At 58.0% G+C, this 25,160-nt stretch carries 21 protein-coding genes; 11 read left to right on the top strand and 10 right to left on the bottom strand.

Annotated elements, in window-relative coordinates; translation table 11 throughout:
* Positions 1–14: 14 nt before the first annotated feature.
* The 8 genes from HBH25_RS19385 (at position 15) to HBH25_RS19350 (ending at position 9,207) form a co-directional block, all read left to right on the top strand.
* Positions 15–308: a DUF2388 domain-containing protein gene (locus HBH25_RS19385; protein WP_168085577.1), complete on the top strand. Its 294-nt coding sequence runs from the start codon at positions 15–17 to the stop codon at positions 306–308.
* A 33-nt stretch (positions 309–341) separates the two neighbouring features.
* Positions 342–662: a DUF2388 domain-containing protein gene (locus tag HBH25_RS19380; RefSeq protein ID WP_168085576.1), complete on the top strand. Its 321-nt coding sequence runs from the start codon at positions 342–344 to the stop codon at positions 660–662.
* Positions 659–2,620 carry a DUF7844 domain-containing protein gene (locus HBH25_RS19375; protein ID WP_168085575.1) on the top strand — a complete coding sequence of 654 codons (1,962 nt, stop codon included), beginning with the start codon at positions 659–661 and terminating at the stop codon, positions 2,618–2,620. Before HBH25_RS19380 ends, HBH25_RS19375 begins: the two co-directional genes overlap by 4 nt.
* Positions 2,621–2,707: 87 nt before the next feature.
* Entirely contained in the window at positions 2,708–4,015 is a 1,308-nt protein-coding gene (locus HBH25_RS19370; protein WP_168085574.1) for a CitMHS family transporter, read from the top strand.
* 59 nt (positions 4,016–4,074) lie between these two features.
* Positions 4,075–4,809: a TerC family protein gene (locus tag HBH25_RS19365; RefSeq protein ID WP_168085573.1), complete on the top strand. Its 735-nt coding sequence runs from the start codon at positions 4,075–4,077 to the stop codon at positions 4,807–4,809.
* A gap of 150 nt (positions 4,810–4,959) precedes the next feature.
* Positions 4,960–6,618 carry a Na/Pi cotransporter family protein gene (locus tag HBH25_RS19360; protein ID WP_168085572.1) on the top strand — a complete coding sequence of 553 codons (1,659 nt, stop codon included), beginning with the start codon at positions 4,960–4,962 and terminating at the stop codon, positions 6,616–6,618.
* A 77-nt stretch (positions 6,619–6,695) separates the two neighbouring features.
* A complete protein-coding gene (locus HBH25_RS19355; RefSeq protein WP_168085571.1) occupies positions 6,696–8,096 on the top strand; it encodes a M16 family metallopeptidase in 1,401 nt (466 codons plus the stop codon).
* A gap of 55 nt (positions 8,097–8,151) precedes the next feature.
* Entirely contained in the window at positions 8,152–9,207 is a 1,056-nt protein-coding gene (locus tag HBH25_RS19350) for a DUF5924 family protein (RefSeq protein WP_168085570.1), read from the top strand.
* Here HBH25_RS19350 and HBH25_RS19345 read toward each other — a convergent pair.
* From HBH25_RS19345 to HBH25_RS19320, 6 genes are all read right to left on the bottom strand, one after another.
* Complete coding sequence (locus tag HBH25_RS19345) at positions 9,189–10,418, bottom strand: nucleoside recognition domain-containing protein (protein ID WP_168085591.1); 1,230 nt, start codon at positions 10,416–10,418, stop codon at positions 9,189–9,191. The two genes, HBH25_RS19350 and HBH25_RS19345, sit on opposite strands and share 19 nt — an antisense overlap.
* 73 nt (positions 10,419–10,491) lie before the next feature.
* On the bottom strand, positions 10,492–11,820 hold the full coding sequence (gene gltP, locus HBH25_RS19340; RefSeq protein WP_168085569.1) for a glutamate/aspartate:proton symporter GltP: 1,329 nt from the start codon (positions 11,818–11,820) through the stop codon (positions 10,492–10,494).
* A 548-nt stretch (positions 11,821–12,368) separates the two neighbouring features.
* Complete coding sequence (locus HBH25_RS19335; protein ID WP_218585505.1) at positions 12,369–12,833, bottom strand: inhibitor of vertebrate lysozyme family protein; 465 nt, start codon at positions 12,831–12,833, stop codon at positions 12,369–12,371.
* A 1-nt stretch (position 12,834) separates the two neighbouring features.
* Positions 12,835–12,999, bottom strand: a complete 165-nt coding sequence (locus HBH25_RS19330; protein WP_040260491.1) for a DUF1328 domain-containing protein — start codon at positions 12,997–12,999, stop codon at positions 12,835–12,837.
* 36 nt (positions 13,000–13,035) lie between these two features.
* On the bottom strand, positions 13,036–13,320 hold the full coding sequence (locus tag HBH25_RS19325) for a hypothetical protein (RefSeq protein ID WP_168085568.1): 285 nt from the start codon (positions 13,318–13,320) through the stop codon (positions 13,036–13,038).
* 185 nt (positions 13,321–13,505) lie between these two features.
* Entirely contained in the window at positions 13,506–14,342 is an 837-nt protein-coding gene (locus HBH25_RS19320) for a BON domain-containing protein (protein WP_168085567.1), read from the bottom strand.
* A gap of 161 nt (positions 14,343–14,503) precedes the next feature.
* Here HBH25_RS19320 and algB point away from each other — a divergent pair, with 161 nt between their 5' ends.
* A complete protein-coding gene (algB, locus tag HBH25_RS19315) occupies positions 14,504–15,850 on the top strand; it encodes a sigma-54-dependent response regulator transcription factor AlgB (RefSeq protein ID WP_168085566.1) in 1,347 nt (448 codons plus the stop codon).
* On the top strand, positions 15,847–17,631 hold the full coding sequence (locus HBH25_RS19310; RefSeq protein ID WP_168085565.1) for an ATP-binding protein: 1,785 nt from the start codon (positions 15,847–15,849) through the stop codon (positions 17,629–17,631). The genes algB and HBH25_RS19310 overlap by 4 nt, the downstream gene beginning before the upstream one ends.
* Positions 17,632–17,648: 17 nt before the next feature.
* On the opposite strand, the gene HBH25_RS19305 is transcribed toward HBH25_RS19310, so the two are convergent.
* From HBH25_RS19305 to HBH25_RS19295, 3 genes are all read right to left on the bottom strand, one after another.
* Positions 17,649–18,431 carry an N-acetylmuramoyl-L-alanine amidase gene (locus tag HBH25_RS19305; RefSeq protein WP_178089056.1) on the bottom strand — a complete coding sequence of 261 codons (783 nt, stop codon included), beginning with the start codon at positions 18,429–18,431 and terminating at the stop codon, positions 17,649–17,651.
* 28 nt (positions 18,432–18,459) lie between these two features.
* Positions 18,460–20,514, bottom strand: coding sequence for a GGDEF domain-containing protein (locus HBH25_RS19300; RefSeq protein ID WP_168085564.1), 2,055 nt, complete (start codon positions 20,512–20,514; stop codon positions 18,460–18,462).
* An 84-nt stretch (positions 20,515–20,598) separates the two neighbouring features.
* Positions 20,599–21,237: a thiol:disulfide interchange protein DsbA/DsbL gene (locus HBH25_RS19295; protein WP_168085563.1), complete on the bottom strand. Its 639-nt coding sequence runs from the start codon at positions 21,235–21,237 to the stop codon at positions 20,599–20,601.
* Between the two features lie 177 nt (positions 21,238–21,414).
* Here HBH25_RS19295 and yihA point away from each other — a divergent pair, with 177 nt between their 5' ends.
* The gene (gene yihA, locus HBH25_RS19290) at positions 21,415–22,062 is read left to right on the top strand and encodes a ribosome biogenesis GTP-binding protein YihA/YsxC (RefSeq protein WP_168085562.1); all 648 of its coding nucleotides are present in this window, start codon (positions 21,415–21,417) and stop codon (positions 22,060–22,062) included.
* A gap of 264 nt (positions 22,063–22,326) precedes the next feature.
* Here yihA and polA read toward each other — a convergent pair whose 3' ends face one another.
* Complete coding sequence (gene polA, locus HBH25_RS19285; protein ID WP_168085561.1) at positions 22,327–25,089, bottom strand: DNA polymerase I; 2,763 nt, start codon at positions 25,087–25,089, stop codon at positions 22,327–22,329.
* Positions 25,090–25,160 lie beyond the last annotated feature (71 nt).

Below are 25,160 nucleotides of genomic sequence, written 5' to 3'. Positions count from 1 at the left end.
GCTATTCCCTACACATGCGCCATTTGTTGCTACTTGCCCCCTGCCTGCTCTGTGCCACCGGTGCTCACGCGTTCGACGCCACCACACAGGGCTTGGTCGTCAGTGGCTACGTCACCAGCAAAGTCACTACCGCGCCTTTTGATCGCAAGCTGCTTATTCATGCTCGCGATGATGCGGCGATGTTCGTGGCCAGTGAAGGCCGTAAGCGAGGTGTAAGGCTTGAAGCTGCGCTCGCTGCCCTGCGGCAGCACATCCCACACTTGGCGGCCAGTGACCTTGAACTGGCACAGTCGATCCTCGTCCAATAGTCACTTTTCGATCCTGCATTACCGGAGACATCCATGCGTAACCTGTTGATCGCCGCTACCTTGGGCTTTCTTGCCTTGGCAGATGTAGCGCAAGCTCAAACCCTGGTTCAAACCAGTAATATCATTGTCCGCGCCTTTGGCCGTTCGATCGACTTCACGTCCGACACCACCACCTCTGTGCGTGATGCCAAAGTAGTCCTGCAGGCCAAGGAAGATGCCGCCAGCTATGTTGCCAGCAAAGGCGATATTCGCGGCGCCCAGCTCGAATCAGCCTTCGCTACATTGCGTGCTCACCTGCCACAAGCCAAAGGCGCCAGCGACCAGGCCCTGGCTGAAGCTATTCTGGCCCTGTGAAAACCCTTGCCGCCTGGCTGCTGGCCAGCGGCCTGTTCCTGTCCAGCGTGACCGCTGATGCTGGGCTCCGGCTGGTCATTGACCAGCCAGGCCTGCCCCCTGCCGAGCGAAGTGCTACCCAAACGCTGCTCAACGAGGCCATGGCTGCGCTGCCTCCCGTATTTATCGCCGCGCTTGATCGAGAGGTTCGTGTCAGCTGGACCACTCGCATGCCAGAGGCCGCCTACGGCCAAGCGTCTCTGGTCTCCACCCTTGAGCTTAACCAGCGTTTGCTACCTGGCCTGGTCGATGGCAGCGCAGCCACAGCGAAAACAGGGCGACCTCACGGCACCGTACGCGAGGAGTTACTGGCAACGGTGCTTCACGAACTGACTCACCTCTATGACCGGGCACGTCTATGGCCTGCGCCTGAACGCACCTTACTGAACCGTTGCCGCCAGCAACAAGCCACACTGGGCAAGGTCGGGCTGGCACAGGCCTGCCAGGGGCAAGCTGAACGCCGGTTTACATTAAGCGACGACCCCCAGTTGCTCGACCTGGCTGGCTGGCCCCAGGCCGTGGGGCGCCGAGGTGAGCGCGAACAAGACAATCGCCAGGTCGCTCGCAGCCCAGACCTGTACGAAACCAGCAATCCCAAGGAATTCATCGCGGTCAACATGGAATACTTCCTGTTAGACCCTACGTATGCCTGCCGCCGCCCCGAACTGTACGGCTACCTACGCAATCACTTTGGCTGGGCACCCCCTAATCGCGCCGCGTGCCCAACCGTATTGCCCTTTCTCAATGCAGGAAGTGACTTTGGCCGCCAGCCGCTGGGCATGATCGATCCGGAGCGGGTATATGAAGTGGATTACCTGCTGGCAGAAGCCAACCAGAACTGGGTAAGCCGCTGGGGCCACAGCATGCTGCGGCTAGTGATTTGTGCCCCGGGCCGCCCGCGTGGGCCGGACTGCCGTCTAGACCTGGAATACAGTTTGGTGCTGTCGTTCCGTGCTTTCGTCAACGACGTTCAACTCTCCACATGGGGTGGGTTGAACGGCGCATACCCCTCGCGGCTATTCGTGCTCCCCCTGTCCCAGGTGATCGACGAATACACCAAAACCGAACTGCGCAGCCTGGCCTCCGTCCCCTTGAAGCTGGAGCGGGACGAAATCAACTCGCTGGTTCGGCATGCAGCAGAAATGCACTGGAGCTACGACGGCAATTACTACTTCCTGTCCAACAATTGCGCGGTGGAAACGCTCAAACTGCTACGCGCAGGCACCCGAGATCCGCGCTTGCAGAACATGGACAGCATTGTGCCGAATGGCCTGTTGAGCGTACTGGAATCTCGGGGGCTGGCCGACGGCAGCGTGCTGAACGACAAACGCCAGGCACTGCGGCGTGGTTACCTGTTCGACTCCTTCCGGGACCGCTATCAGGCCATGTTCACAGTGCTCAAGCAGCAGCTGCCCATTCCTCAAGCCACCGTTGAGGCTTGGCTGGAACAGCCGGCCACTGAACGGCGTATGTGGTTTGCAAAGGCCGATCTACGTACCAGCGCAGCCCTGTTGCTACTCGAACAAGCGGGTTACCGACGGCAGCTGCTGCTGGCCCAGGAAGAAGTAAAGCAGCGCTACCTCAGTGGCCGCGAGGTTAATGACAACAGCGTCGGCAATGCCAATGAAACGCTTCAGGCGATTCTGGCTAACAGCGGGTTCCTAAGCCGCCCGGCCGAGCTGTTGGGCAGTGACGGGTATGGTTTGCCACAGGCAAACGAGGTACAGCGCCTTGAACAGGTGTCTGGCGAACGCCAACAGCAGTTGCAGAAGCTGAGCCTGGACCTGGACAAAGAAGTACGCGCGCTGCTTACGCCCGAGCGTGCCGCCGACATTGCAGCCAGTGAAGCCAACCTCAAGCAGATCGGCCAGCACCTGCGCGACCTGCACAAAGCCAGCGGCGGGTTTGTTCTGCCCTGAAAGGGAGTTGAAAGCGTCAGCTCTTAGGATCTGCCTTAACCGGCCGCCGTGCCCGGGCTCAATAAGACAGACAACAAGAGATCCACTATGCTGACCTTCCTTGGCTTCGCCATGGTCGTGACGTTCATGTTCCTGATCATGACGAAGCGACTGTCCGCCCTCATTGCTCTAATCATCGTCCCTATCCTGTTCGCGCTCTTTGGTGGCTTCGCCAGCAAGATCGGCCCCATGATGCTCGAAGGCATCAGCAAGCTGGCGCCAACGGGCGTGATGCTGATGTTCGCTATCCTGTATTTCGCCTTGATGATCGACTCCGGGCTCTTCGACCCTGCCGTACGCAAGATCCTCAAACTAGTAAAAGGCGACCCGCTCAAGGTGAGCGTCGGTACTGCCGTACTGGCACTGGTCGTTTCCCTGGACGGCGATGGCGCAACCACCTACATGATTTGCTGCGCCGCGATGTTGCCGCTGTATAGCCGCCTAGGCATGAGCCCTCGAATCATGGCTGGCCTGATCATTCTGGCTGGGGGCGTTATGAACATGACGCCTTGGGGTGGCCCAACTGCCCGTGCTGCCAGCGCCTTGCATGTAGACCCTTCTGATATCTTCGTGCCGATGATCCCGGCCATGGCCGCCGGCGTGGTCGCCATCCTGGCTATCGCTTGGTGGTATGGCAAACGCGAACGCGCGCGCCTTGGCGAGTTACACCTGCCAGGCGACGAACTGCCGTCCAGCGACATTACGGTGTCCCAATTCCCCGAAGCCCGCCGCCCCAAGCTCATCTGGTTCAACGGCTTGCTTACACTGGTGCTGATGATCGCGCTGATCAACGGCCTGCTGCCGTTGCCTGTCCTGTTCATGATTGCCTTCAGTATCGCCATGGTGGTGAACTACCCGTGCCTTCAGGCTCAGAAAGACCGCGTGGCCGCTCACGCTGGCAGTGTATTGGCGGTGGTAGGGCTTATTTTCGCAGCAGGTATCTTTACCGGGATTCTGTCGGGTACCGGGATGGTGGACGCCATGTCCAAAAGCCTACTGGCTGTGATTCCAGATGCGCTTGGGCCTTACCTGGCCGTGATCACCGCTTTGGTGAGCATGCCGTTCACCTTCTTCATGTCCAACGATGCTTTCTATTACGGCGTTTTGCCGGTGCTCGCCGAGGCAGCTGCGCATTACGGCATTTCCCCTGTTGAAATGGCCCGGGCCTCCATTGTCGGCCAGCCTGTGCACCTGCTCAGCCCGCTGGTGCCCTCCACTTACCTGCTAGTGGCTTTGGCAGGCATCGAGTTCGGCGACCACCAGCGGTTCACCCTGAAGTGGGCGGTGCTGGTATGCCTGTGCATAATGTTGGCCGCGCTGCTGATAGGGATCTTTCCCTTGGTGGGCAGCCTCTAATTGTTCAATCTGTTGTTATCGCGCCCTCGGGCGCGATTGTCTTCTCAAAGGAATCAATAATGGAATGGTTGACCAGCCCGGAAATCTGGGTTGCTTTCTTCACCCTGACGGCACTGGAGATTGTGCTGGGCATCGACAACATCATCATGATCTCGATCCTGGTGAGCCGCATGCCCAAGGAAATGCAGACCCGCACCCGCCTGTTTGGCCTGGCCCTGGCCATGGTCACGCGCATTTTGCTGCTGCTGTCCATTACCTGGGTCATGCGCCTTACGGCAGACCTGTTCACGGTATTCGACCAAGGCATTTCCGGCCGAGACCTGATTCTGTTCTTCGGTGGGCTGTTCCTGCTGTGGAAAAGCGCCCAGGAAATCTACCACGGCATGGAAGGTGAAGAGGAAGGCGCAGACGAGCCCTCCGGCAAAGGCGGAAACTTCATTTACACCATCATTCAGATCGCGATCATCGATATTGTGTTCTCACTGGACTCAGTCATCACAGCCGTGGGCATGGTCTCTCATGTACCGGTGATGATTGCCGCGATCGTAGTCGCTGTACTGGTCATGATGCTGGCCTCAGGGACCATCAGCCGCTTCATCGATCAGCACCCTTCTTTGAAGATGCTGGCGCTATCCTTCCTGCTAGTGGTCGGGACTGTACTGATCGGTGAAGCATTCGACGTCCATGTGCCCAAGGGCTATGTTTACTTTGCCATGGCGTTCTCACTCGCGGTGGAAGCCATCAATATCAAGATGCGCACCAGCGCGGCGAAAAAACGTAACACACACGCTTGATTGTCTAGCGAGGCCTGGCACACCGCTGCCAGGCCCGCGGCATATGTTACAATTTTGTTTCAACCCGGCCTGTACTCTGCCGGGCTCTAGTACAGGCCTCTGCGGTTCTGGATGTTCGCCCTTTGGGGCTTAACAGGGAGGCTGCTGCCTATGCTCACCCTGCTGGATCTTCTCTCTGCTGTCGCCTTGCTGGTATGGGGTGCGCATATTGTGCGTACCGGTATCCTGCGGGTATACGGCACAGCCTTGCGCCGCCTGCTCGGGCAAAACATGGCCAACCGGCCGTTGGCCTTTCTGGCCGGCATACTGGTTACCGCCGTTGTACAAAGCAGTAATGCTACGGCCATGCTGACCACGTCATTCGTGGGCCAGGGCCTCATGAGCCTTACCCCTGCCTTGGCGATCATGCTGGGGGCCGATGTGGGGACTGCAGTCATGTCACGGGTGCTCACTTTCGACCTGTCATGGCTATCGCCACTGCTGATCTTCCTTGGGGTGGTTTTTTTCCTGTCGCGCAAGCAAACCCGCCTTGGCCAAATGGGCCGTGTGGGCATAGGCCTAGGCCTGATCGTGCTGGCCTTGCAATTGATTGTCGAAGCTGCAGCGCCCATTACCCAGGCCAAAGGCGTGCAGGTGCTGTTTGCGTCTCTTACAGGCGATATCTTGCTGGATGCACTGGTAGGCGCTCTTTTCGCCATGGTGTCCTATTCCAGCCTGGCGGCTGTGCTGCTAACGGCTACCCTGGCCGAAGCCGGTGTGATCAGCTTGCCCGTGGCGGTAGGCCTGGTGATCGGTGCCAATATTGGCAGCGGGCTACTGGCGTTCATGTCCACCAACATGCAGAACAATCCTGGCCGTCAGGTAGCCTTGGGGAGCTTGTTGTACAAGTTGATCGGGCTGGTAGTGATCATTCCGGTACTGGGCCCGCTGGTCGGTTGGATGGACACCCTCGGCTTTGACCCGCAGGCCATGGTGATTGGGTTCCACGTGTTCTATAACAGCCTGCGCTGCCTGTTGCTGCTGCCCACTACTGGCCTCATGGGGCGGCTGTGCGCTGCTTTGCTGCCTGAGCGCCCGGATACCGGTGGCCGCGCCACACCTCGGCACCTGGACCCTACGGCTATCAGCACCCCTAGCCTCGGCTTGGCTAACGCCGTGCGGGAAACCCTGCGCATGGGCGACATCATCGAGAGCCTGATGGGCGCCATGCTCAACGTACTCAAAGGTACACAGACTGCCGTGACGGCGGAGGTGCGTAACCTGGGCGACGATGCCGAGGCCTTGTCCAACGCAATTAAACTGTACCTGGCACAAATGCCACGAGATGACCTCAGCGACCAGGACCGGCACCGCTGGGCAGAGATCATTGAGCTATCAGTCAACCTCAACCTGGCCAGTGATCTGATAGAGCGTATGTTACGCAAGGTGCAACAGCAGAAAACCTCCCAGCGCCGATCTTTTTCCGACGTAGGCTTGAACGAGCTCACCACCCTTCATGCTCAATTACTGAGCAACCTGCGCTTGGGTCTTAATGTATTTCTCAGCCGGGATGAACAAAGCGCTCGTCAATTGCTGCAGGAAAAACGTCGCTTCAGGGCACAGGAACGCAAACTTACCCATGCCCATGTCAGCCGCCTGCAGCACAAGGTTGTGCAAAGCATCGAAACCAGTTCATTGCATCTGGAGCTGATTGCCGACATGAAGCGCCTCAACTCGCTGTTCTGCGGCAGCGCTTATGCAGTGCTAGGTACAGGGGATACCGGGGCTCTGCTGGCGGACGATGAAGGGTCCACTGTTCTACCCTCCTGAACGTCACCGCTTCGTTGCAGTCTGTTACAAGGGCCGGGAGGCGCCCGGCCCTTTCGGTTATCGCAAGGAAGCCCGTAATGCGTTGCATGTTGTTCGCCTGCCTGCTGCTGATTGCCCTGCCCAGCCTGGCGCTGGACCGGCTGCAAGTGGAAGGGTACCTGTTGCCGAACGGTTTGCAGGTATTGCTCAAGCCAGGCACAGACCGCGCCCACGTGGCCATACGGCTGGTAGTAGGCGTGGGCCTTAGTGACTTCAGTTGTGCTCAGCAAGAGTTACCCCATGTGCTTGAGCACTTGTTGTTCAGTGGCCTGGACGATTCTGGCGAAGGTGGCCTTGAAGAGCGTATGCAGTCGCTAGGTGGTGAGTGGAATGCGTTCACCAGCGAAACAGATACTACGTTTGTGATCGAAGCGCCTGCACGCAACCAACGCAAGGTACTCGACCTATTATTCCAAGCGGTTACCCATACGGAATTGACTGAAGCACGGCTTGAGGCTGCCCGTAAGATCGTGGAGCGTGAAGACGGAGGTCACTATTCCCACCTGCAACGCTGGCTGGACCACCAAGACCTGGGTAAAGACGCCAGCAACCAGTTAGCCGTCGAAATGGGCCTGCGCTGTGCCGACCGTGCTTCTGCGGCAGGCATTACACTGGAACAGATAAAGCAGGTGCGGCAGCAGTGGTATGCCCCTAACAACATGACGTTGATTGTAGTGGGCGAACTGGACAAGTTGCTTCCGGCCTACCTACAACGTACCTACGGTGAGCTGGCTGCCATCCTGCCCAGCGATCACCCGGCGCCTCCGGTAACGCGTCGAGCAGCGGAGCGCGAACGCACTTTGATGCAGGGCTGGGTAGGCGACGCTGCCAAACTCCATTGGTATTTCGTGCAGCCGACGGCCGAAGACCTGCCTCCGGGGGTATGGGACCTATTGCAGGCCTATCTAGACTGGGCGATGTACAAAAAACTGCGGCTTGAAGAGGGGCTGTCCTACAGCCCTGGCAGCCAAGCGGAAGCGTTCGGTGATACAGGCCTTATAAGCCTGAACGCTGACTTGGACCGAAGCGACATCAAGAAGGCCCAGGCTGCTCTCAAGAACCTCACCCAGCAATTGCATTCCCATGGCCTGGACCGTGCCATGTTCGAGCGGCTCAAGGCTGCTGCGGTGGCTCGCCTGGCCTGGGCGGTTCAAGGGGACAGCGGTTTAGCCGACTACTATTGGGGGGCACTAAGCGACTATGAAGAGGGTCGCTTTGCCGACCCTGCCCGTGCGCTCAAGGAGGTCACGCTGGCGCAGGCCAACGAAGCGGTCCAACAGCTGTTTGCCGACCCCGGCTATGTACGCATTGAAAAGCCTCTCATAGGCTACGACGACTTGGCCCTGTCAATCACTGTTGTTGCAATCCTGGGTGCCTTGCTCATCCTGTCAGCCTGCATCGTGCTGGTACGCTACCGGCAGCGGTCGGCCAGCCGATGAATGGGGTAACGCTCAAACCACTATTTTTGGGGCGTGCCCCTAGCGTGTGCTCCCTATGAAGTCATTACCGCCCGTTGTACTCAAAGTCATTGACCTGATCAAACGCTACCCCGGCATTGTCGCGGCCTTTGGCTTCTGTTCCGGCCTGGGCAGCTTTGTATTAGTAGACCGTCAGGCCACCCTGGCTAGCCCTATCGCTATCCTGCTGCTGGTCAGTTGGGTATGGCTGATGCTGGAGAACAGTTTCAACCGCTTGTTCAGCCGGTTCTTCAAGCGTGAAATACCCCAGCCTTTGCTGCGCTATGCCACCCAGATGATCCATCAGGAAAGCCTGTTTTTCGTACTGCCCTTCTTCTTTGTGACCACCACCTGGAACAGTGGGCAACTGGTGTTCACCGGGCTGTTGGCCATCGCCGGGCTCGTCTCGATCATTGACCCTTTGTACTACCACTGGGTAGCGCCAAGGCGATGGCTGTTCCTGGCCCTGCACACCTTTACACTGTTTGCCGCCATGCTCACGGCCATGCCGATCATTCTGCACCTGACCACGGCAGAAACGTTCAAGATTGCCTTGGCAGTCGCCATGGTGCTGTCTTTCCCTAGCCTGGCCAGCAGCTTTCCTTTCAACCATTGGCGCCGTGCACTGGGGCTGATCGTTATGACATTGTCTATCGGGGGGGCCGGTTGGGTGCTGCGCACCTGGGTGCCGCCTGCCACGCTATGGATGACCGAGGACGTGATCACGCTGAGCCTGGACAACCAGACGCGAACGCCTGGCGATGCCCTGAATACACTTACCTCTAGCCAGGCCCGAAGCGGTATCTATGCCTATACCGCTATCAATGCGCCACGTGGCCTCGATGAACGGATTTTCCACGTATGGGAACTGAACGGCGACGAAGTAGACCGTATTGCATTGGATATTCATGGCGGCCGCAAGGAAGGCTACCGTGCCTGGACCCGTAAGCAGAACTTCCCAGGCGACCCCTCAGGCAACTGGAAAGTACGGGTCGAAACCGAAGATGGCCAGATCATTGGTGCCCTGCGCTTTACAGTCACGCCAGACGGGGCAACCCAAGTGAATGCCCAGGCTCAGGCAAAGAACCAGTAACACACCAGAATTGCGCTGATAACCCCCGCCAGCTCTGCCAGCAGGGCACAGCCTACAGCGTGGCGGGCACGCTGAATGCCGACCGCGCCGAAGTATACGGCCAGCACATAAAAGGTTGTTTCGGTACTGCCTTGAACTGTGGCGGCTACCAGTGCAGGGAAGCTGTCCACACCCTTGCTTTGCATGGTCTCGATCAACATGGCGCGCGCAGCGCTACCTGAGAACGGCTTTACCAGCGCTGTAGGCAGGGCGTCTACAAACCGTGAGTCCATGCCCAACCATTGCACGGCATGCCGGATACCTTCCAACAGCAGGTCCAATGCGCCAGACGCCCGAAGTACACCTACGGCGCACAGCATGGCCACCAGGTAGGGCAACAGGCTTTTGGCAACGTCAAATCCCTCCTTCGCCCCCTCTACGAAGGTTTCGTACACCGGTATCCGGCGTAAAGCGCCTACTAGCAAAAACCCGAGAATCAGGCCAAATAACGTGAGGTTACCCAGCAGCGACGACAAGCTGGCCACGGCAGTAACTGACAAGCCCGCCAGAAAAGCCATGAAACCGCCCAACAGCAGCGCACCCGGTAGCAGGTAAGCCAGTACTACCGGGTCCCAGAGCCGCAGTCGCTGCATGAACGCGACAGACAGCAGGCCTACGAGTGTAGACGCGCTAGTCGCTAGCAGAATGGGCAGGAACACCATGGTAGGGTCTGGTGCGCCTTGCTGGGCGCGGTACATGAAGATGGTGACGGGCAATAAGGTAAGAGACGAAGCGTTGAGCACCAGGAAAAGGACCTGCGCATTGCTGGCACTTTCCGGCCGTGGGTTCAGCTCCTGCAGGGCCCGCATGGCCTTTAGCCCGATAGGGGTGGCAGCGTTATCCAACCCTAGTGCATTGGCGGCGAAATTCATGGTGATGAGGCCAAGGGCCGGGTGGCCGCGCGGTACCTCGGGCATGAGCCGTGCAAACAATGGCCCCAACACCTTTGCAAACCAGTCCACAATTCCGGCTTTCTCGGCAATCTTGAGAAAGCCCAGCCAGAGCGTAAGGGTGCCGAACAACAACACCATTACGTCCACCGACAATTTGGCCATGTTGAAAATAGCTTCCACCATGGCCGCAAAAACGGCGCTGTTACCTGCTACCAACCACTGAGCCAGTGCAGCGACGGCTGCTACCACGAAAAAGCCAAGCCACAGGCCGTTCAGCATCATGCACCCCCGAATTTCAATGCCGGCATCATAATCGGCTCGGCACTTGGGGGTACATGCTTTTAAGGCCGGGTCACCGCGAGGTGGAGCCCTCGGCAGTGGCCCCACGGCTATGCAAGCGAGGCAGGTTGTTCAGGTAGCGGGCACCCTTGGCATCGTCATACATGCCTTCCCAACGTGCGATTACCAGCACAGCCAGTGCATTACCGATCACGTTCAGGGCAGTACGCGCCATGTCCATGATGCGGTCCACACCTGCGATGAACGCAAGGCCTTCCAACGGAATACCCACACTGCCCAGCGTAGCCAGCAATACCACGAAGGACACACCCGGTACGCCTGCAATACCCTTGGACGTCACCATCAGTGTGAGTACCAGAAGGATCTGCTGCCCAATAGGCATGTCGATCCCGTACAACTGCGCGATGAACAAGGCTGCGATGCTCTGGTAGAGCGTTGAGCCGTCCAAATTGAAGGAGTACCCCGTGGGTACCACAAAACTGCTGATAGCCTTTGGCGCACCATAGGCTTCCATCTTCTCGATGATGCGGGGCAATACGGTTTCCGAGCTGGCAGTGGAGTACGCCAGGATCAGCTCATCCTTGAAGATACGGATCAGCTTGAACACCGAGAACCCGAACAGCTTAGCGATCAGCCCTAGTACGCCTAGCGCAAAGAACAGAATCGCGGCATACACCAGCACCACTAGCTTGGCCAAAGGAATCAGCGAAGCGAAGCCAAAGTTGGCGACGGTGATGGCAATTAAAGCAAACACGCCGATAGGCGCGTAGTTCATGATCATGTGAGTGACCTTGAACATGGTTTCCGAAATGCTTTGGAACGTACGTACCAATGGCTCGCGCGCTTCGCTTGGAAGGCTGGACAAGCCCAGCCCAAACAGTACAGAAAAGAAGATGATCGGCAGCATTTCTCCCCGTACCACGGCAGCAAAGATGTTGGAGGGGATGAGGTTGAGGATCGTAGCGATCAGCGCATGATCGTGTTGCACTTCAGCAGTCGTTTTCTGATATTGCGAGATGTCCACAGTACCTAGCGTACTCATGTCGATCCCCGTCCCTGGATGAACCAGGTTGGCGAGCACCAGGCCTACCAGAATCGCGATCGTGGTTACGACTTCGAAGTAGATGATGGTTTTGAGACCAATGCGCCCAAGTTTTTTGGCATCCCCTACGCCTGCGATGCCAACGACCAACGACGAGATCACAATAGGAATCACGATCATCTTGATCAGGCGAATGAAGATGTCCCCAGCCGGTTGAAGCACATTGCTGATCCACCAGGCTTTTTCAGTCCCGAAATGGTTAAGCACAGCGCCTAGGGCAATGCCCATCACCAGGCCGATAAGAATTTGCCACGCAAGGCTGAGTTTTGGCTTTGTCATTATGCACCCTTGGTCAGGTTCATCGAGGCCATGCCCTGAAGCATGCCGATGTGATTGCGTCACATAGGCAATAGGCCTGTGACAGCAGAAGAGGGACTATCGAGAAGTCGCCAAGAGGCGTCTAATGCCGGAAATGAGTGCCCCATGCCAGATCGGCATGCGTAATCTATTGATTTTAATGACAAAAGCAAGGCTTGGAGCATGCGTTCGGAAGGCCGAACGCTGGAGCGTCCCGTTGACTGGGGTTGGGTGATGTTACCTTCTGTCGTATTCGGTTTTCCGAACACATGGGCAACAGAGTGAAGGCACTGATTGCTCGACAGCCGGGCACAAAAAAGCCCCGCAGCAAGTAGCGATGGCCTTTTAAAGGCGTTATCGCTCATGCAACGAGGCTCTTTACCTGGCCCGGCCCGAATCGGAGGTACTCCCTGTACCCCTAGGTCACTCCAGCGCTACTACGGCTAGAACGTCCCGGCCCCCTGGTCATGCATCAGCCTTTATAGGGCTGTACAGGTACACAACACTTCTACAAACGCTGTTACAAGCAATCAGTACCACTTAGGGTCGCTTTTGAGTTGCTCTCTCAGCAGGCCTTGCATGCCTTCGTCCGGGTCGCCCAGCCAGCGGTAATCCGCATGGCGGGAAGGCGTCTTGTCATCCGGTACTGCTGTCGGCACGGTTACCCACAGCACGTACGCTTTGGACTTATCCCAGCTAAAAGCCACAATGACGCGGTTGTGCAGGCAATCATCTGCTGTTTCGCACACCTGCCCAACAAGGTATTTGTCGCCGTCTTCCGTAACGGCAGTCATTGGAGAGGAGGCTCCGGAGAGGTTGATAACCCACTCGGGAAGGCGCTCCTGCTTCCTTATAGCGTCCTGCCACGCTTCACGGTACTGCTTGTTCGTTGCAATCAGGTTACCCGCCCGCTCTTGCCCATCATTGTCGGCAAGCGCCGGCAACGTTGTTGCCATCGCAACGGCAAACATCATTACCCTGATTGCTTTGTTCATGTTACGGCCGACCACGACGGCCGAAGAAGAACGACACCACGAACAGCACGAGGAAGATAACGAACAGGATTTTAGCGATCCCTGCAGCCGTACCAGCGATACCACCGAAGCCCAGTACTGCAGCGATGATTGCAATGATCAGGAAAGTAATGGCCCAACTCAGCATATTGATACTCCTTTATGTTGTGATTTCGTTGGCTGTTCAAAACACCCAGCGGGTTTCGGTTGGTCGCTGGAACTGGTCGTTTTGTTCAACCGTTTGCAAGCGGTTGGCTTGGGAAGCCGGCGCACTGACAGCGTGGAAGGCTGGCGTGTGCATCGAGTGCAAGGTATGGATCAACGGCTCGGCCGGCTGGTTCCATACGTGATACTGCTGAGCACCAATTAGGGTAAGCATCAGGGCAAGCGAGGCAAACAGGCCTTGACGAAGGGTGTGCATCGAGACAACGGGCGCCGAGCTACCACCTTGATTCCCTGACTGTTTCATATGCACCCCCTCCAAGTTCCTGCATCACTTGATGCGTTTGAAGAAGATATTGCAGGCTGCATGCCAGCTTTGAGTTTGTAGGAAAAGTCTTATTTTTCGGGGGTTTACTTAGCCTTGCGCCCCCTATAGGGAGCGCAACCTGCACGATGCCCTGTCCGTGACCGGGCGTTTTGCATGATCATTATTTACCCCTCTATCGAAGCGGCTGTAGAAGCTACCCGTAGCAAGTCGGCATCCACCCCTCTAACACCTCGGATTTGCCGGGTAATCGCTACTGCATGTGCCTTATGTGCTTGGCTATCTGCCTCACCACTAAGGCTCACTACACCGTCCGCTACCTTGACCACTAGACGCAGGGCGTCCAGGCCGCGGTCATAGTTGAAGCTGTTGGCTACCCTGCTGGCGATCCATGCGTCAGTCACCCTTTCGTCTGGCGATCGCACCTGCACTTCCGCTTCGGTAGTCTTTGCATCCGATGCACGCAAGCCAATCAGGTTGTTCACTACAATGACACCCTTCGTATTGGTCGCCAGCACCCCCGCCCACTCCTTGGCTTGCGCAGTGGCTGCCTGGCCTCTCAGGGTTACAACGCCTCCCTCCACACGTACGTCTAGCGGTGAGCCCATCGTAGGCGTGCTCCAGCTGAACCGTGCCCGCAGAGTAGTGGCCAACGTAAGGTCTTCCAGCGTAATCAGCTGTGCCGGTTTGGCCAAAGGCTGCTCTTCCAGCGCCGCATCCACAACCAACCGGTTTTCAACCGCTGTTACGTCGGTTACTGCCGTTGTTATCTGAGCGGCGAGCTGCTTATCGTCCTCACTGGCAACCTTGCCAGTCACGATGGCCTTGGCATCGGTCACTTTCACCTTGATGTTATCTGAGGCAAGCCGCTCGTTGAGTGACAATGCCATGTTGGCAGCGCCCTCCTTGCGAGCATCAGTGACAGGGTCTGCCTGCGCAATGCCGGCACTGCACAACATCAGGGCAGCGAGGGTTCTGGTGAGGTTCAGGCGCGAATGTGTCATTTCAGCTCCGTACTACCCTGCTCAGTGCCTGCCTGACAGTGGCATTAATCAGCCGCAAGGCAGTGCTACCTGCAAGGGTGGAAATCGTTCAGAATTGACATTGCAACTTGCCCGATAATTCTCGGACTAAGAGAAGATCTTTTTTAAAGGAGCGTAGGAAAATGGAATCTGGGGCGGATCATCAAGGCCGTATCCTGCTGGTTGATGATGAAGCAGCCATTCTTCGCACCTTCCGCTACTGTTTAGAAGACGAGGGCTACAGCGTCGCTACTGCTAGCAGTGCCAACCAGGCAGAAGCACTGTTGCAGCGCCAGGTGTTCGACCTGTGCTTCTTGGACCTTCGGTTGGGCGAGGACAACGGCCTGGATGTACTGGCGCAGATGCGCACCCTTGCCCCTTGGATGCGTGTGGTCATCGTCACTGCGCATTCGGCCGTAGACACCGCTGTGGACGCCATTCAAGCTGGCGCAGCGGATTATCTGGTCAAACCTTGCAGCCCGGACCAGCTTCGATTGGCTACGGCCAAGCAGCTAGAGGTGCGGCAGTTGTCGCAGCGCCTTGAGGCGCTGGAAGGCCAGATCCGCAAGCCTAAAGACGGTTTGGATTCCCATAGCCCTGCCATGATGGTGGTGCTGGAAACAGCACGGCAGGTGGCCAATACCGATGCCAACATTCTTATCCTGGGTGAGTCGGGTACGGGGAAAGGGGAACTGGCCAGGGCCATTCATGGCTGGAGCAAGCGGGCAAAGAAAGCCTCTGTCACGATCAACTGCCCGTCATTGTCCTCGGACCTGATGGAAAGTGAGCTGTTCGGCCATAGCAGAGGGGCATTTACCGGTGCGAGCGAAAGTACGCTTGGCCGAGTGAACCAAGCGGACGGCGGCACGCTGTTCCTCGACGAAATCGGTGACTTTCCTTTGGCTTTGCAGCCAAAACTGCTGAGGTTCATCCAAGACAAGGAATACGAACGCGTAGGTGACGCCGTAACCCGCCGTGCAGATGTACGGATTCTAGCGGCAACCAACCTTAACCTTGAGGACATGGTCAAGGAAGGGCGATTCCGTGAGGACCTGCTTTACCGCCTGAACGTTATTACGCTGCACCTTCCGCCTCTGCGTGAACGCAGCGAAGACATCCTCACCCTTGCCGACCGCTTCCTTGCACGCTTTGTAAAAGACTATGCACGCCCGGCCCGTACCTTTACCGAGGAAGCACGTTCAGCGCTGCTCAACTACCGCTGGCCTGGCAACATTCGTGAGTTACGCAACGTGATCGAGCGAGCCAGTATCATCTGCCCCCAAGAGCGCGTTGAAGTCATTCACCTCGGGATGGCCGAGCAGCCTGCCACCAACGCACCGCGTGTGGGTGCTGCACTGAGCTTGGACGAGCTGGAGAAAGCGCATATCGGCGCCATTCTGGCAAACAGCGACACCTTGGACCAAGCGGCACGAACATTGGGTATCGATGCTTCTACCCTTTACCGTAAACGCAAGCAATACAACCTGTGATGCCTGGGATGACACTGCGCACCCGGCTGTTCCTCAGCATTTCTGCCCTTATCACGATGGCACTGCTAGGGTTGGTGCTGGGGCTGGTGAGCGTGACGCAAATGGCGGCCAGCCAGCAAAACGCGCTGCATGGCAGCTTTCATGACCTGGAAAGCGGGTTACGCATGCGGCAGGCACTGGGTGACCAATTGATCGTGGTGTGGGCCCAAACGCCCGACATGCCTGCGTTCGAGCGTGCTCGCACAGACTTCGAAACAGCGATGGTCAAAGCTCAAGCCGGTAATACGCCTGAGCAACAATTGCGCTTTGAACTGATCGGTGAGCATTACCAGGCATTCAGGCAGCGGTTTGCACAAGTGATACAGGCAGGCATTGACCCCCGCGCAGATCGTACGCTCAGCGAAACGTTTAACAGGGTACGCAACGATTTGCTCGAAGCGCACAGGGCGGCGTTGAATCGCGTCACGGCCAATGAGCAGGCTGCTCACGATCAGGCTGTCTGGGTATCCGCGTTACTGGGCCTGATAGGCATCGGCGTGCTGTGCGTAGGGTTTGTAACCGCGCATCGGATCGCCCGACGCTTTGGGGAGCCGATTCAGGCATTGGTTAGCGCAGCGGACGACATCAGCCGCGGTCATTATGACGTAGCGCTGCCGGTGTCCAGGGCGCCTGAAATGAACCGCCTCAGTGAGCGCTTTGCCACCATGGCTGAGGCATTGCGTACCCATCAAGCCACTAACGTTAATGAGCTGATTGCGGGCCAGCAACGCATGCAGGCGGTGTTGGACAGCATTGATGACGGCTTGCTGATGATTGACCGGCAAGGCTTGCTTGAGCATTTGAACCCGGTTGCCCAACGCCAGCTGGGTTGGGATAACGACCGCAAAGGGCGGAGCCTGGGCGAAGCGCTCGACCGCCCAGACCTCGATGCTCAACTTCAAACCGTATTACGCGGCGGAACGCTGGAACGCGCGCCCGATGACCTGAGCCTTGAGGTCGATGGCGAGACTCGATTGCTAGCCTATAGCCTTACCCCAGTGAGCCATGTTCAGGGCGATATTCTAGGGGCGGTGATGGTGCTTCATGATGTGACAGAGCAACGGGCCTTTGAAAGGGTGCGTAGTGAGTTCGTGTTACGTGCCTCCCATGAGCTGCGCACCCCGGTTACGGGTATGCATATGGCATTTGGGTTACTGCAGGAACGGGTACGGTTTGAAGCGCATACTCGGGAAGCCGACTTGCTTAAAACCGTGAACGAAGAGATGCAGCGCCTGATGCAGTTGATCAATGACCTGCTGAATTTCTCGCGCTACCAAAGCGGGTTGCAGAAGCTGACACTGGGGCCATGCGACATTGAGGACCTGCTACTCCGCGCTCGGGGCCGGTTCAGCGAAGCCGCGCTGGCCCAAGGCACCGAGCTCACCCTTGAATACTCCGAAGGCTTGCCTCGTCTTCATGCTGACCTTGCACAGTTGGACCGTGTGCTAGACAACCTGATTGACAATGCCTTGCGGCATACGCCTACCAATGGGCATATCCGCTTACAGGCACGCCGCCATGCGGAGCGGGTGATCATCAGTGTCGAAGACAACGGAGAGGGTATCGCCTATGGCCAACAGGGGCGCATTTTCGAGCCCTTTGTGCAGGTAGGTCGCAAGAAGGGCGGCGCAGGCCTGGGCTTGGCACTGTGCAAGGAAATCGTGCAATTGCACGGTGGCCGGATGGGCGTGTATTCACGCCCTGGCCAAGGCACACAGTTTTATATGGCCCTGCCTGTGTAACCTCTTGGAATGCCGCTTCAGCGCATGCCGGCCACCACCTGCAGCAACGCGGCGGTCTCAGCGTCTGGCTCACCATCGAAACGTGCAGGCCTGTAATGCATCTGGAACGCCGCTAGTACGTGCCGCGTTGTGACGTCCAGCTCACCGGTGCGCTCAATGGTGTACCCCGCTTTTGCCAGTTGCTCCTGATACCAGCCTACTGCGGGCAGGCTGTTGTCGAACCGCTGCCGAGCGCGGCTTACTGCGGTGGCGTCAGGCCAACGACCAAACCCGGCCTGTGCCAGCCGCTGCCAAGGAAACAAGGGGCCCGGGTCGAGTTTTCTCAAGGGCGCAATGTCACTGTGGCCTACGATATAGCGAGGGTCGATCCGGTAACGCGTACTGATGTCCTTCAATAAGGCGATCAGGGCGTTGACCTGAGCGTCGGTATAGGGGTACCAGACGCGCCCTGTAGGCGTGTCATGAAAACCCGGATTGACGATTTCAATACCGATGGAGCTCGAATTGAGCCAGGTACGCCCGTCCCACTCGCTTTCTCCGGCATGCCAGGTACGGTAGCGTTCATCGGCCAACCTATAGACGGTGGCGGGGCCATCGCCTATGAGATAGTGCGCACTCACTTCACCGTGGGTCAGCAAAGCTAAAGACCGGTCAAGCGAAGCCGCCGTGTAATGAAGCACGATGAACTGCACACGGCTGTCGTAATTGGCCGAGGGGTGGCTGGTATCTATGTGCAGGCCATTGGTACAACCGCCAAGCAACGCTGCAAAAGCTACTGCCGCCAGGTTTCGCACATTCATGGTGTAGCCGGCCCTCAAAGTAAAACACTTAGTCTACATGCCTTGCCAAGCCCACGACTTGGCTGGTCTCTATACGGTTGCGCCCTGTGTCCTTAGCCCGGTACAACGCCTCATCTGCACGCTTGAGGGCGGCCTGTGCGGCTTCTTTACTGCGCAGGGTGGCCATGCCCATGGAGACGGTCACCACAATGCGCATACCCTTGAAGTGGAAGGGGCAGGCTTCGATAGCCTGGCGCATCTGCTCCAACACAGCGTGTGCTTCTTCGGGCGCTGACCCCGGGAAAAGCGCTACAAATTCCTCACCTCCAAATCGAGCCAGGAAATCTCCGTCACGCAGTTGGCGGCGCAGCTGGTCAGCTACGATTTTAAGCACACGGTCGCCCGCCAAGTGCCCATAGTTATCATTGATGGACTTGAAGTGGTCCAAGTCCATGATGGCGACCTGGGCAGGAACCTCTTCGGTCGCACGCTGGCTTATCAGCGCTTCCAAACGCTCATTCAGGCCGGCCCGGTTTGGCAGACCGGTAAGCGGGTCCTGCAGGGCTTTCTGGCGCTGTTCTTCCAACACGCTCTGATAGGCTTCGGCTTCGCGCTCCATGCTGGCCACGCGATCCGACAGGCCACGCATACGCTCGGCCACCTCCACTTCATGGGCTTCACGGCGGCGCCGGTGCTCGTCTACAGAACCCAGCAGCCCATCAAGCCGGGACTCCAGCAACCGCTTAAGGGCGTCCGCATCCTCCACCGCTGCTACGCTTTCATGCAGGTCACCCACCTGTTCGCGTAGCTCGGTGTCTAGTTGGCGCGCCTGGTCCTGGCTGTCTGCCTGGCCTTGGCTGGCCTCGTGAAGCTGGCCTTGGAACCACGCTAGGCGCTCATTGATCTGTTGCAAGTAGCGCTGTAATTCCTGTTGCCCGTTATCACTGATCGTCAGCGTCATGAGCGCCACATCGTCCAGCATGGGCAACAGCTCGTACCAGTTGAGCCCATGCTCCAGCCTTTCGCGCATGGAGTCAGCGGTCTCTAGCAACTTGGGTGGCAGCACCAGGCCGTCGAGCATTTTCAGCAGCGTGCTTTCGATATGCGTGGCTACCGAGCTGTAGGTCGGCTCCTGGCTAGCGGGCAGAGAAAAACTGGCGTCTGTGGCTTCAGCCGGTTCGGTGGTAGGCACCAGGGCTTGCACCATGGCAGCAGTGAGCGGCAATACATCCAGCACAGCCTGCACAGCAGCCGTTACAGGCCCTTCCTGTTCAGGTACGGCATGAGGGGCAAGCGCTTCGGCCGCTGGCTGTGGAACAGGGGGAAGGCCTTGCTGCTCCTCAGCGTTAGCCGCTTCAGGCTGGACCTCGCTCTCGCTTACGTCCGCTTCTGCCTCGGCTGGCACTGGATGGGTAGCCTTTGTACCCACCGCCTGCAAGGAAATGTCTTCATGTGCAGGCTCGCCATGGGCCGGAGAAGGTGCGGCTTCCAAGGGTTCAGGGATAGGCGCTGGCGCTTCCTCGGGTGCCAACAGCGGCACGGGAGCCGCCTCAGTATTCACAATTGCGTGGGCCGGCTCGGCTTCTCGGTGCCCGAACAAACGCTCCAGCAGGCCTGGGCGTGATGCCGTGGCAGGGTCCAGGCTGGCCAGCGCGTTGCCTTGGAGCAGGCTAAGCTCGCTGAGCAGAAGTGGTAATTCCCTGACTTGGGATAGGCGCTTATCCAGGCCTGCGCCGAATTTCTTCAGGGGTTTAGCGGCATCGCGGGGAAGTGGCAAGGTTTGGAGTTGTGCTACCAGCGAGCCCAGCGCGGTGCCGATCTGGTCAAGCCTGGCCTCTCGGCGTTGTTCGGAATCCAGCACGGCCTTTTCCAAACGCGGGATAAGGTTGGCCAAGGCAGCGTCCATGTTGTCGCTGCGCACTACCTCGCGCATTTCCTTCATGCATTGGTCAACGGCCGTGTCAGCCCCTTCGGCAGCCAAGGTGCTGCGTACTAGCCCGTGGCGAAGCAAGTCCAGGCGAGCACTCCAGCGCCGCTCTTGCGACTCCTGAGCTTCGATGCTTTGAAGGTACTTTTCTTTCCAGCGCTGGGCTTCATCGGTCATAGGCAAACAAGCCGGCGCGCAGAAACTGAACAAGGCAAGCGCGCCCTTGCCTGGCAAGGGCGCGAGAGAGGCACTACGGTGGGATTATTGGCCGGCACCCTTGGCCGCACGCTCTTTCTCGATCAAGGTATCGGCCAGCTTGAGCGCTTCTTCAGGGCCGCCCGACGAACCAAGGTCGAACCGGTACTTGCCGTTGACGATCATGGTCGGAACACCCGTTACGCCGTACGCCGTAGCCAAGTCTTTGTCTTTCTTGACCATGCCACGTACCGCGAAAGAGTTGTAGGTTTCCAGGAATTTGGCCTTGTCCACGCCCTGGGTGGCTACGAAATCAGCCATCTCCTCTTTCGTCTTGAACATCTTGTGTTCCTTATGAATGGCATCGAACACGGCGGTGTGAACCTTGTGCTCCACGCCCATGGCTTCGAGGGTCAGGAACATTTGGCCATGGACGTCCCAGATGCCGCCGAACATGGCCGGAATACGTACAAAGTGAACGTCCGCTGGCAGCTTTTCGATCCACGGGTTGATGGTAGGCTCAAAGGCATAGCAGTGCGGGCAGCCGTACCAGAACAGCTCTACCACTTCGATCTTGCCTGGCTCGGAGACGGGTACCGGGCTGGTGAGTACGGTGTATTTTTCAGCCGGGGTGTCATCTGCGTGGGCGGCGACGCCGAACAGGCTGGCCAGCGCCATTACCGCGCCGATGAACAGATTACGCATGGTTAACTCCTGAGCGTTTAAGTGATGGCCTTCAATACATGGCCAAGGCTGGCATGGCAAGTAACAATACATTTGCATTTGTAAAATGGAAGCCTGTCGCACAGCAACGACAGCCACGTGACCAAACCGATATACTGCCGCCCATCGTGCCACGGCCTCCGTGCCCTCAGGATTCCAATGTCGTTCAAAAACCCCGTGCTTGGCCTGTGCCAGCAATCGTCCTTCATGCTTAGCGCCGCCAAGGTCGACCAATGCCCCGAAGACCAGGGCTTCGAAGTCGCCTTCGCCGGCCGCTCCAACGCCGGCAAGTCCAGCGCGCTCAATACGCTCACCCATGCCAGCCTGGCACGCACGTCCAAGACCCCAGGCCGTACCCAGCTGCTCAACTTCTTTAGCCTGGATGACAGCCGTCGCCTTGTGGACCTTCCTGGCTATGGCTATGCCAAGGTGCCCATTCCCCTGAAGCAGCACTGGCAAAAGCACCTGGAAAAGTACCTGGGCAGCCGGGAAAGCCTCAAAGGCATTATTTTGCTGATGGACGTACGGCACCCCATGACCGACTTCGACAAGATGATGCTGGACTGGTCCGTGGCCAGTGGCATGCCCATGCACATCCTGCTGACCAAAGCCGACAAGCTGACCTATGGTGCAGCCAAGGGCACCTTGCTCAAGGTACAGACCGAGATCCGAAAAGGTTGGGGCAACAGTGTAACCATCCAGCTGTTCTCGGCTCCCAAGCGCAGTGGCCTGGACGAAGCCTATGAAGTACTGGCGACCTGGCTGGACCTGATGCCGGAAGCATCGGTCGACCCTGCCCAGGTGTAGCGCCGCAGCAGGTAAACCTTTCCCAGGCTGGGCTAGGTTCTACTTTCGCGCAGGCAAAAAAAACCCCGGACTTCGTATGGGGAGGGTGAAGTTCGGGGTCCAAGCTCCGGGCCGCCGGGGCGGGCCGGATATCTGCCAACACTTAACACAACATAGGAGCTGAACGGCTTCGCAGCCATTCACACCCTCAGAGCCGACATTCACAGCGTTAGTTCCTTGCCGATGCTAATCAATCGCAAATGCGGCAAGGTTTCATAAACTGAATCAGTGAGCCTGGTCCCAGTTATCGCCTACCCCTACCTCTACCAGCAGCGGCACCTCCAGCTCGGCAGCACCGGCCATATGGGGTTGGATCTGCTCACGTACCACGTCAACCAGATCCTCACGTACTTCAAGTACCAGTTCATCGTGCACCTGCAGAATCATGCGGGCATCCAATCCGCTATCCATCAGCCAATTGTCCACCGCTACCATGGCGCGCTTCACGATGTCGGCCGCCGTGCCTTGCAGTGGCGCGTTAATGGCAGCACGCTCTGCACCGCGGCGCAGGCTTGGGTTCTTGGCATTGATGTCTGGCACATACAGGCGGCGGCCAAACAAGGTTTCCACGTAGCCTTTTTCAGCCGCCTGCGCCCGCGTACGCTCCATGTACCCTAGAACGCCAGGGTAGCGGGTGAAGTAGCGGTCGATGTATTCCTGCGCTTGCTTGCGGTCTACGCCAATCTGCTTGGCCAGCCCAAAAGCACTCATGCCGTAGATCAAGCCAAAGTTGATAGCCTTGGCACTGCGGCGTTGGTCGACAGTGACAGCTGATACCTCTACACCGAAAACTTCGGCTGCCGTGGCCCTGTGCACATCCAGGTCATTCTGGAAGGCATGCAGCAAGCCCTCGTCCCGGGCCAGGTGCGCCATGATCCGCAGTTCAACCTGCGAGTAGTCCGCCGCTAGCAGCTTGTAGCCAGGCGCGGGTACAAACGCCTGGCGAATGCGGCGGCCTTCGGCGGTACGAATCGGGATGTTCTGCAGGTTGGGATCGCTGGACGACAAACGGCCGGTGGCCGCGACGGCCTGTTGGTATGACGTATGGATACGCCCCGTACGAGGGTTGATCTGCTCGGGCAGCTTGTCCGTATAGGTACTTTTAAGCTTGCTCAGCGTACGGTATTGCATCAACACTTTGGGCAGCGGGTAATCCTGTTCGGCCAGCTCGGCCAGTACCGCTTCGGCCGTCGAAGCCTGGCCTTTTGCGGTTTTGCTGATAATGGGCAAGCCAAGCTTTTCGTAGAGAATCACGCCTAGCTGCTTGGGAGAGCCCAGGTTGAAGGTTTCACCTGCGATGGTGTAAGCCTCCTGCTCGAGCGTAAGCAGCTTTTCACCCAACTCGACACTCTGAATACCGAGCAGTTTTGCGTCTACCAGCGCGCCCGTCCGCTCCATACGTGCAAGTACTGGCACGAGTGGCATTTCAATGGTATGCAACACGCTCTCAACGGTGGGTACCGCAGCCAACCGCGCCGAGAGCGCATGATGCAGGCGCAGTGTCACGTCCGCATCTTCGGCAGCGTAAGGCCCCGCTTGCTCCAGCGGAACCTGATCGAAGGTGACCTGCTTGGCGCCTTTACCAGCGACATCTGTGAACAGAATGGTCTGGTGGCCAAGGTACTTCGCTGCCAGGCTGTCCATGTCATGTCGGGTAGCCGTGGAGTCCAGCACGTAGGATTCAAGCATGGTGTCAAAGGCTACGCCTTGTACAAGGATGCCTTCATTCAGGTCGCCACCAATGGCGCAGTTGGCCAGGATGTTCAGGTCGTACTTGGCGTTCTGGGCCACCTTGGCTTTTTCAGGGTGCTCAAGCAGCGGCTTGAGCGCACGCAACACCGTATCGCGGTCCAACTGGGGCGGCGCCCCCATATAAGTGTGCGTCAGCGGTATGTAGGCGGCTTCATGAGGGCTTACTGCAAAGGACAACCCCACCAACGATGCCTGCTGTGCATCCAGACTGGTGGTTTCGGTATCGAATGCGAACAGTTCAGCCGTGCGTAGTTTTTCCAGCCACTGCTCGAACTGTGCCTGCTCTAGAACAATGTCGTATTTAGGCTCAACCTTGGGCGCGGCCTGGGGTACGTCCAGTGGCGCATGGGTCGCCGCCGTCTCACGCTTGAGTTCGTCCAGCCACCCCTTGAACTCCAGCTCCGAGTACAGTGCCGCCAGCATCTCCCGATCCGGCTCTCCACACACCAGTTCATCCACCACTACGTCCAGCACCACATTAGTTTTGATGGTGGCCAGCTCGTAGGACAGGAAAGCCATGTCCCGGTGCTCTTCGAGCTTGGCAGGCAGTGACTTGGCGCCGCGGATAGGCAAGGCCGGGACTTTGTCCAGGTTCGCATACAGCTCAGCCAGGCCACCGCCAATGCCCAGCAGCAGGCCTTGGGCGGTTTTCTCACCCACCCCTGGTACGCCTGGGATGTTGTCTACCTTGTCACCCATCAAGGCCAGAAAGTCGATGATGTGCTCCGGCCCCACGCCGAATTTTTCTCGCACCCCAGGAATATCCAGCACCGTTCCGGTCATGGTGTTTACCAAGGTGATATGGCCATCTACCAACTGCGCCATGTCCTTGTCACCGGTAGAAATCACCACTGGGCGCCCTTGGGCCGCGCTGATACGGGCAAGGGTGCCGATCACATCGTCAGCTTCCACCCCTTCCACACACAGCAACGGGTAACCACTGGCCTGCACCGAAGCATGCAAGGGCTCTACCTGTACGCGCAGGTCGTCGGGCATTTTCGGGCGGTTGGCCTTGTACTCGGCGAACAGCTCATCCCGAAAGGTGCCGCCCTTGGCGTCGAACACGACTGCGAAAGGGCTATCAGGGTATTGCCTGCGCAAGCTACGCAGCATATTCAGCACGCCCTTTACCGCACCAGTGGGCAACCCTTTGGATGTCGTCAGCGGTGGCAGGGCGTGAAAGGCGCGGTAGAGGTAGGACGAACCGTCCACCAGAACGAGAGGCGCTTGGCTCATGAGCAGAATCAACCTATTTGGACAGGGCCGGGGCTAGAATACCGACACTATGGACCACAAAAGGACAAGGT

This window comes from Pseudomonas quercus (genome assembly GCF_012033695.1).
GTDB lineage: Bacteria > Pseudomonadota > Gammaproteobacteria > Pseudomonadales > Pseudomonadaceae > Aquipseudomonas > Aquipseudomonas quercus.
The sequence above is the reverse complement of the archived record's forward strand: the minus strand, read 5'-3'. Positions and strand labels throughout refer to the sequence as shown.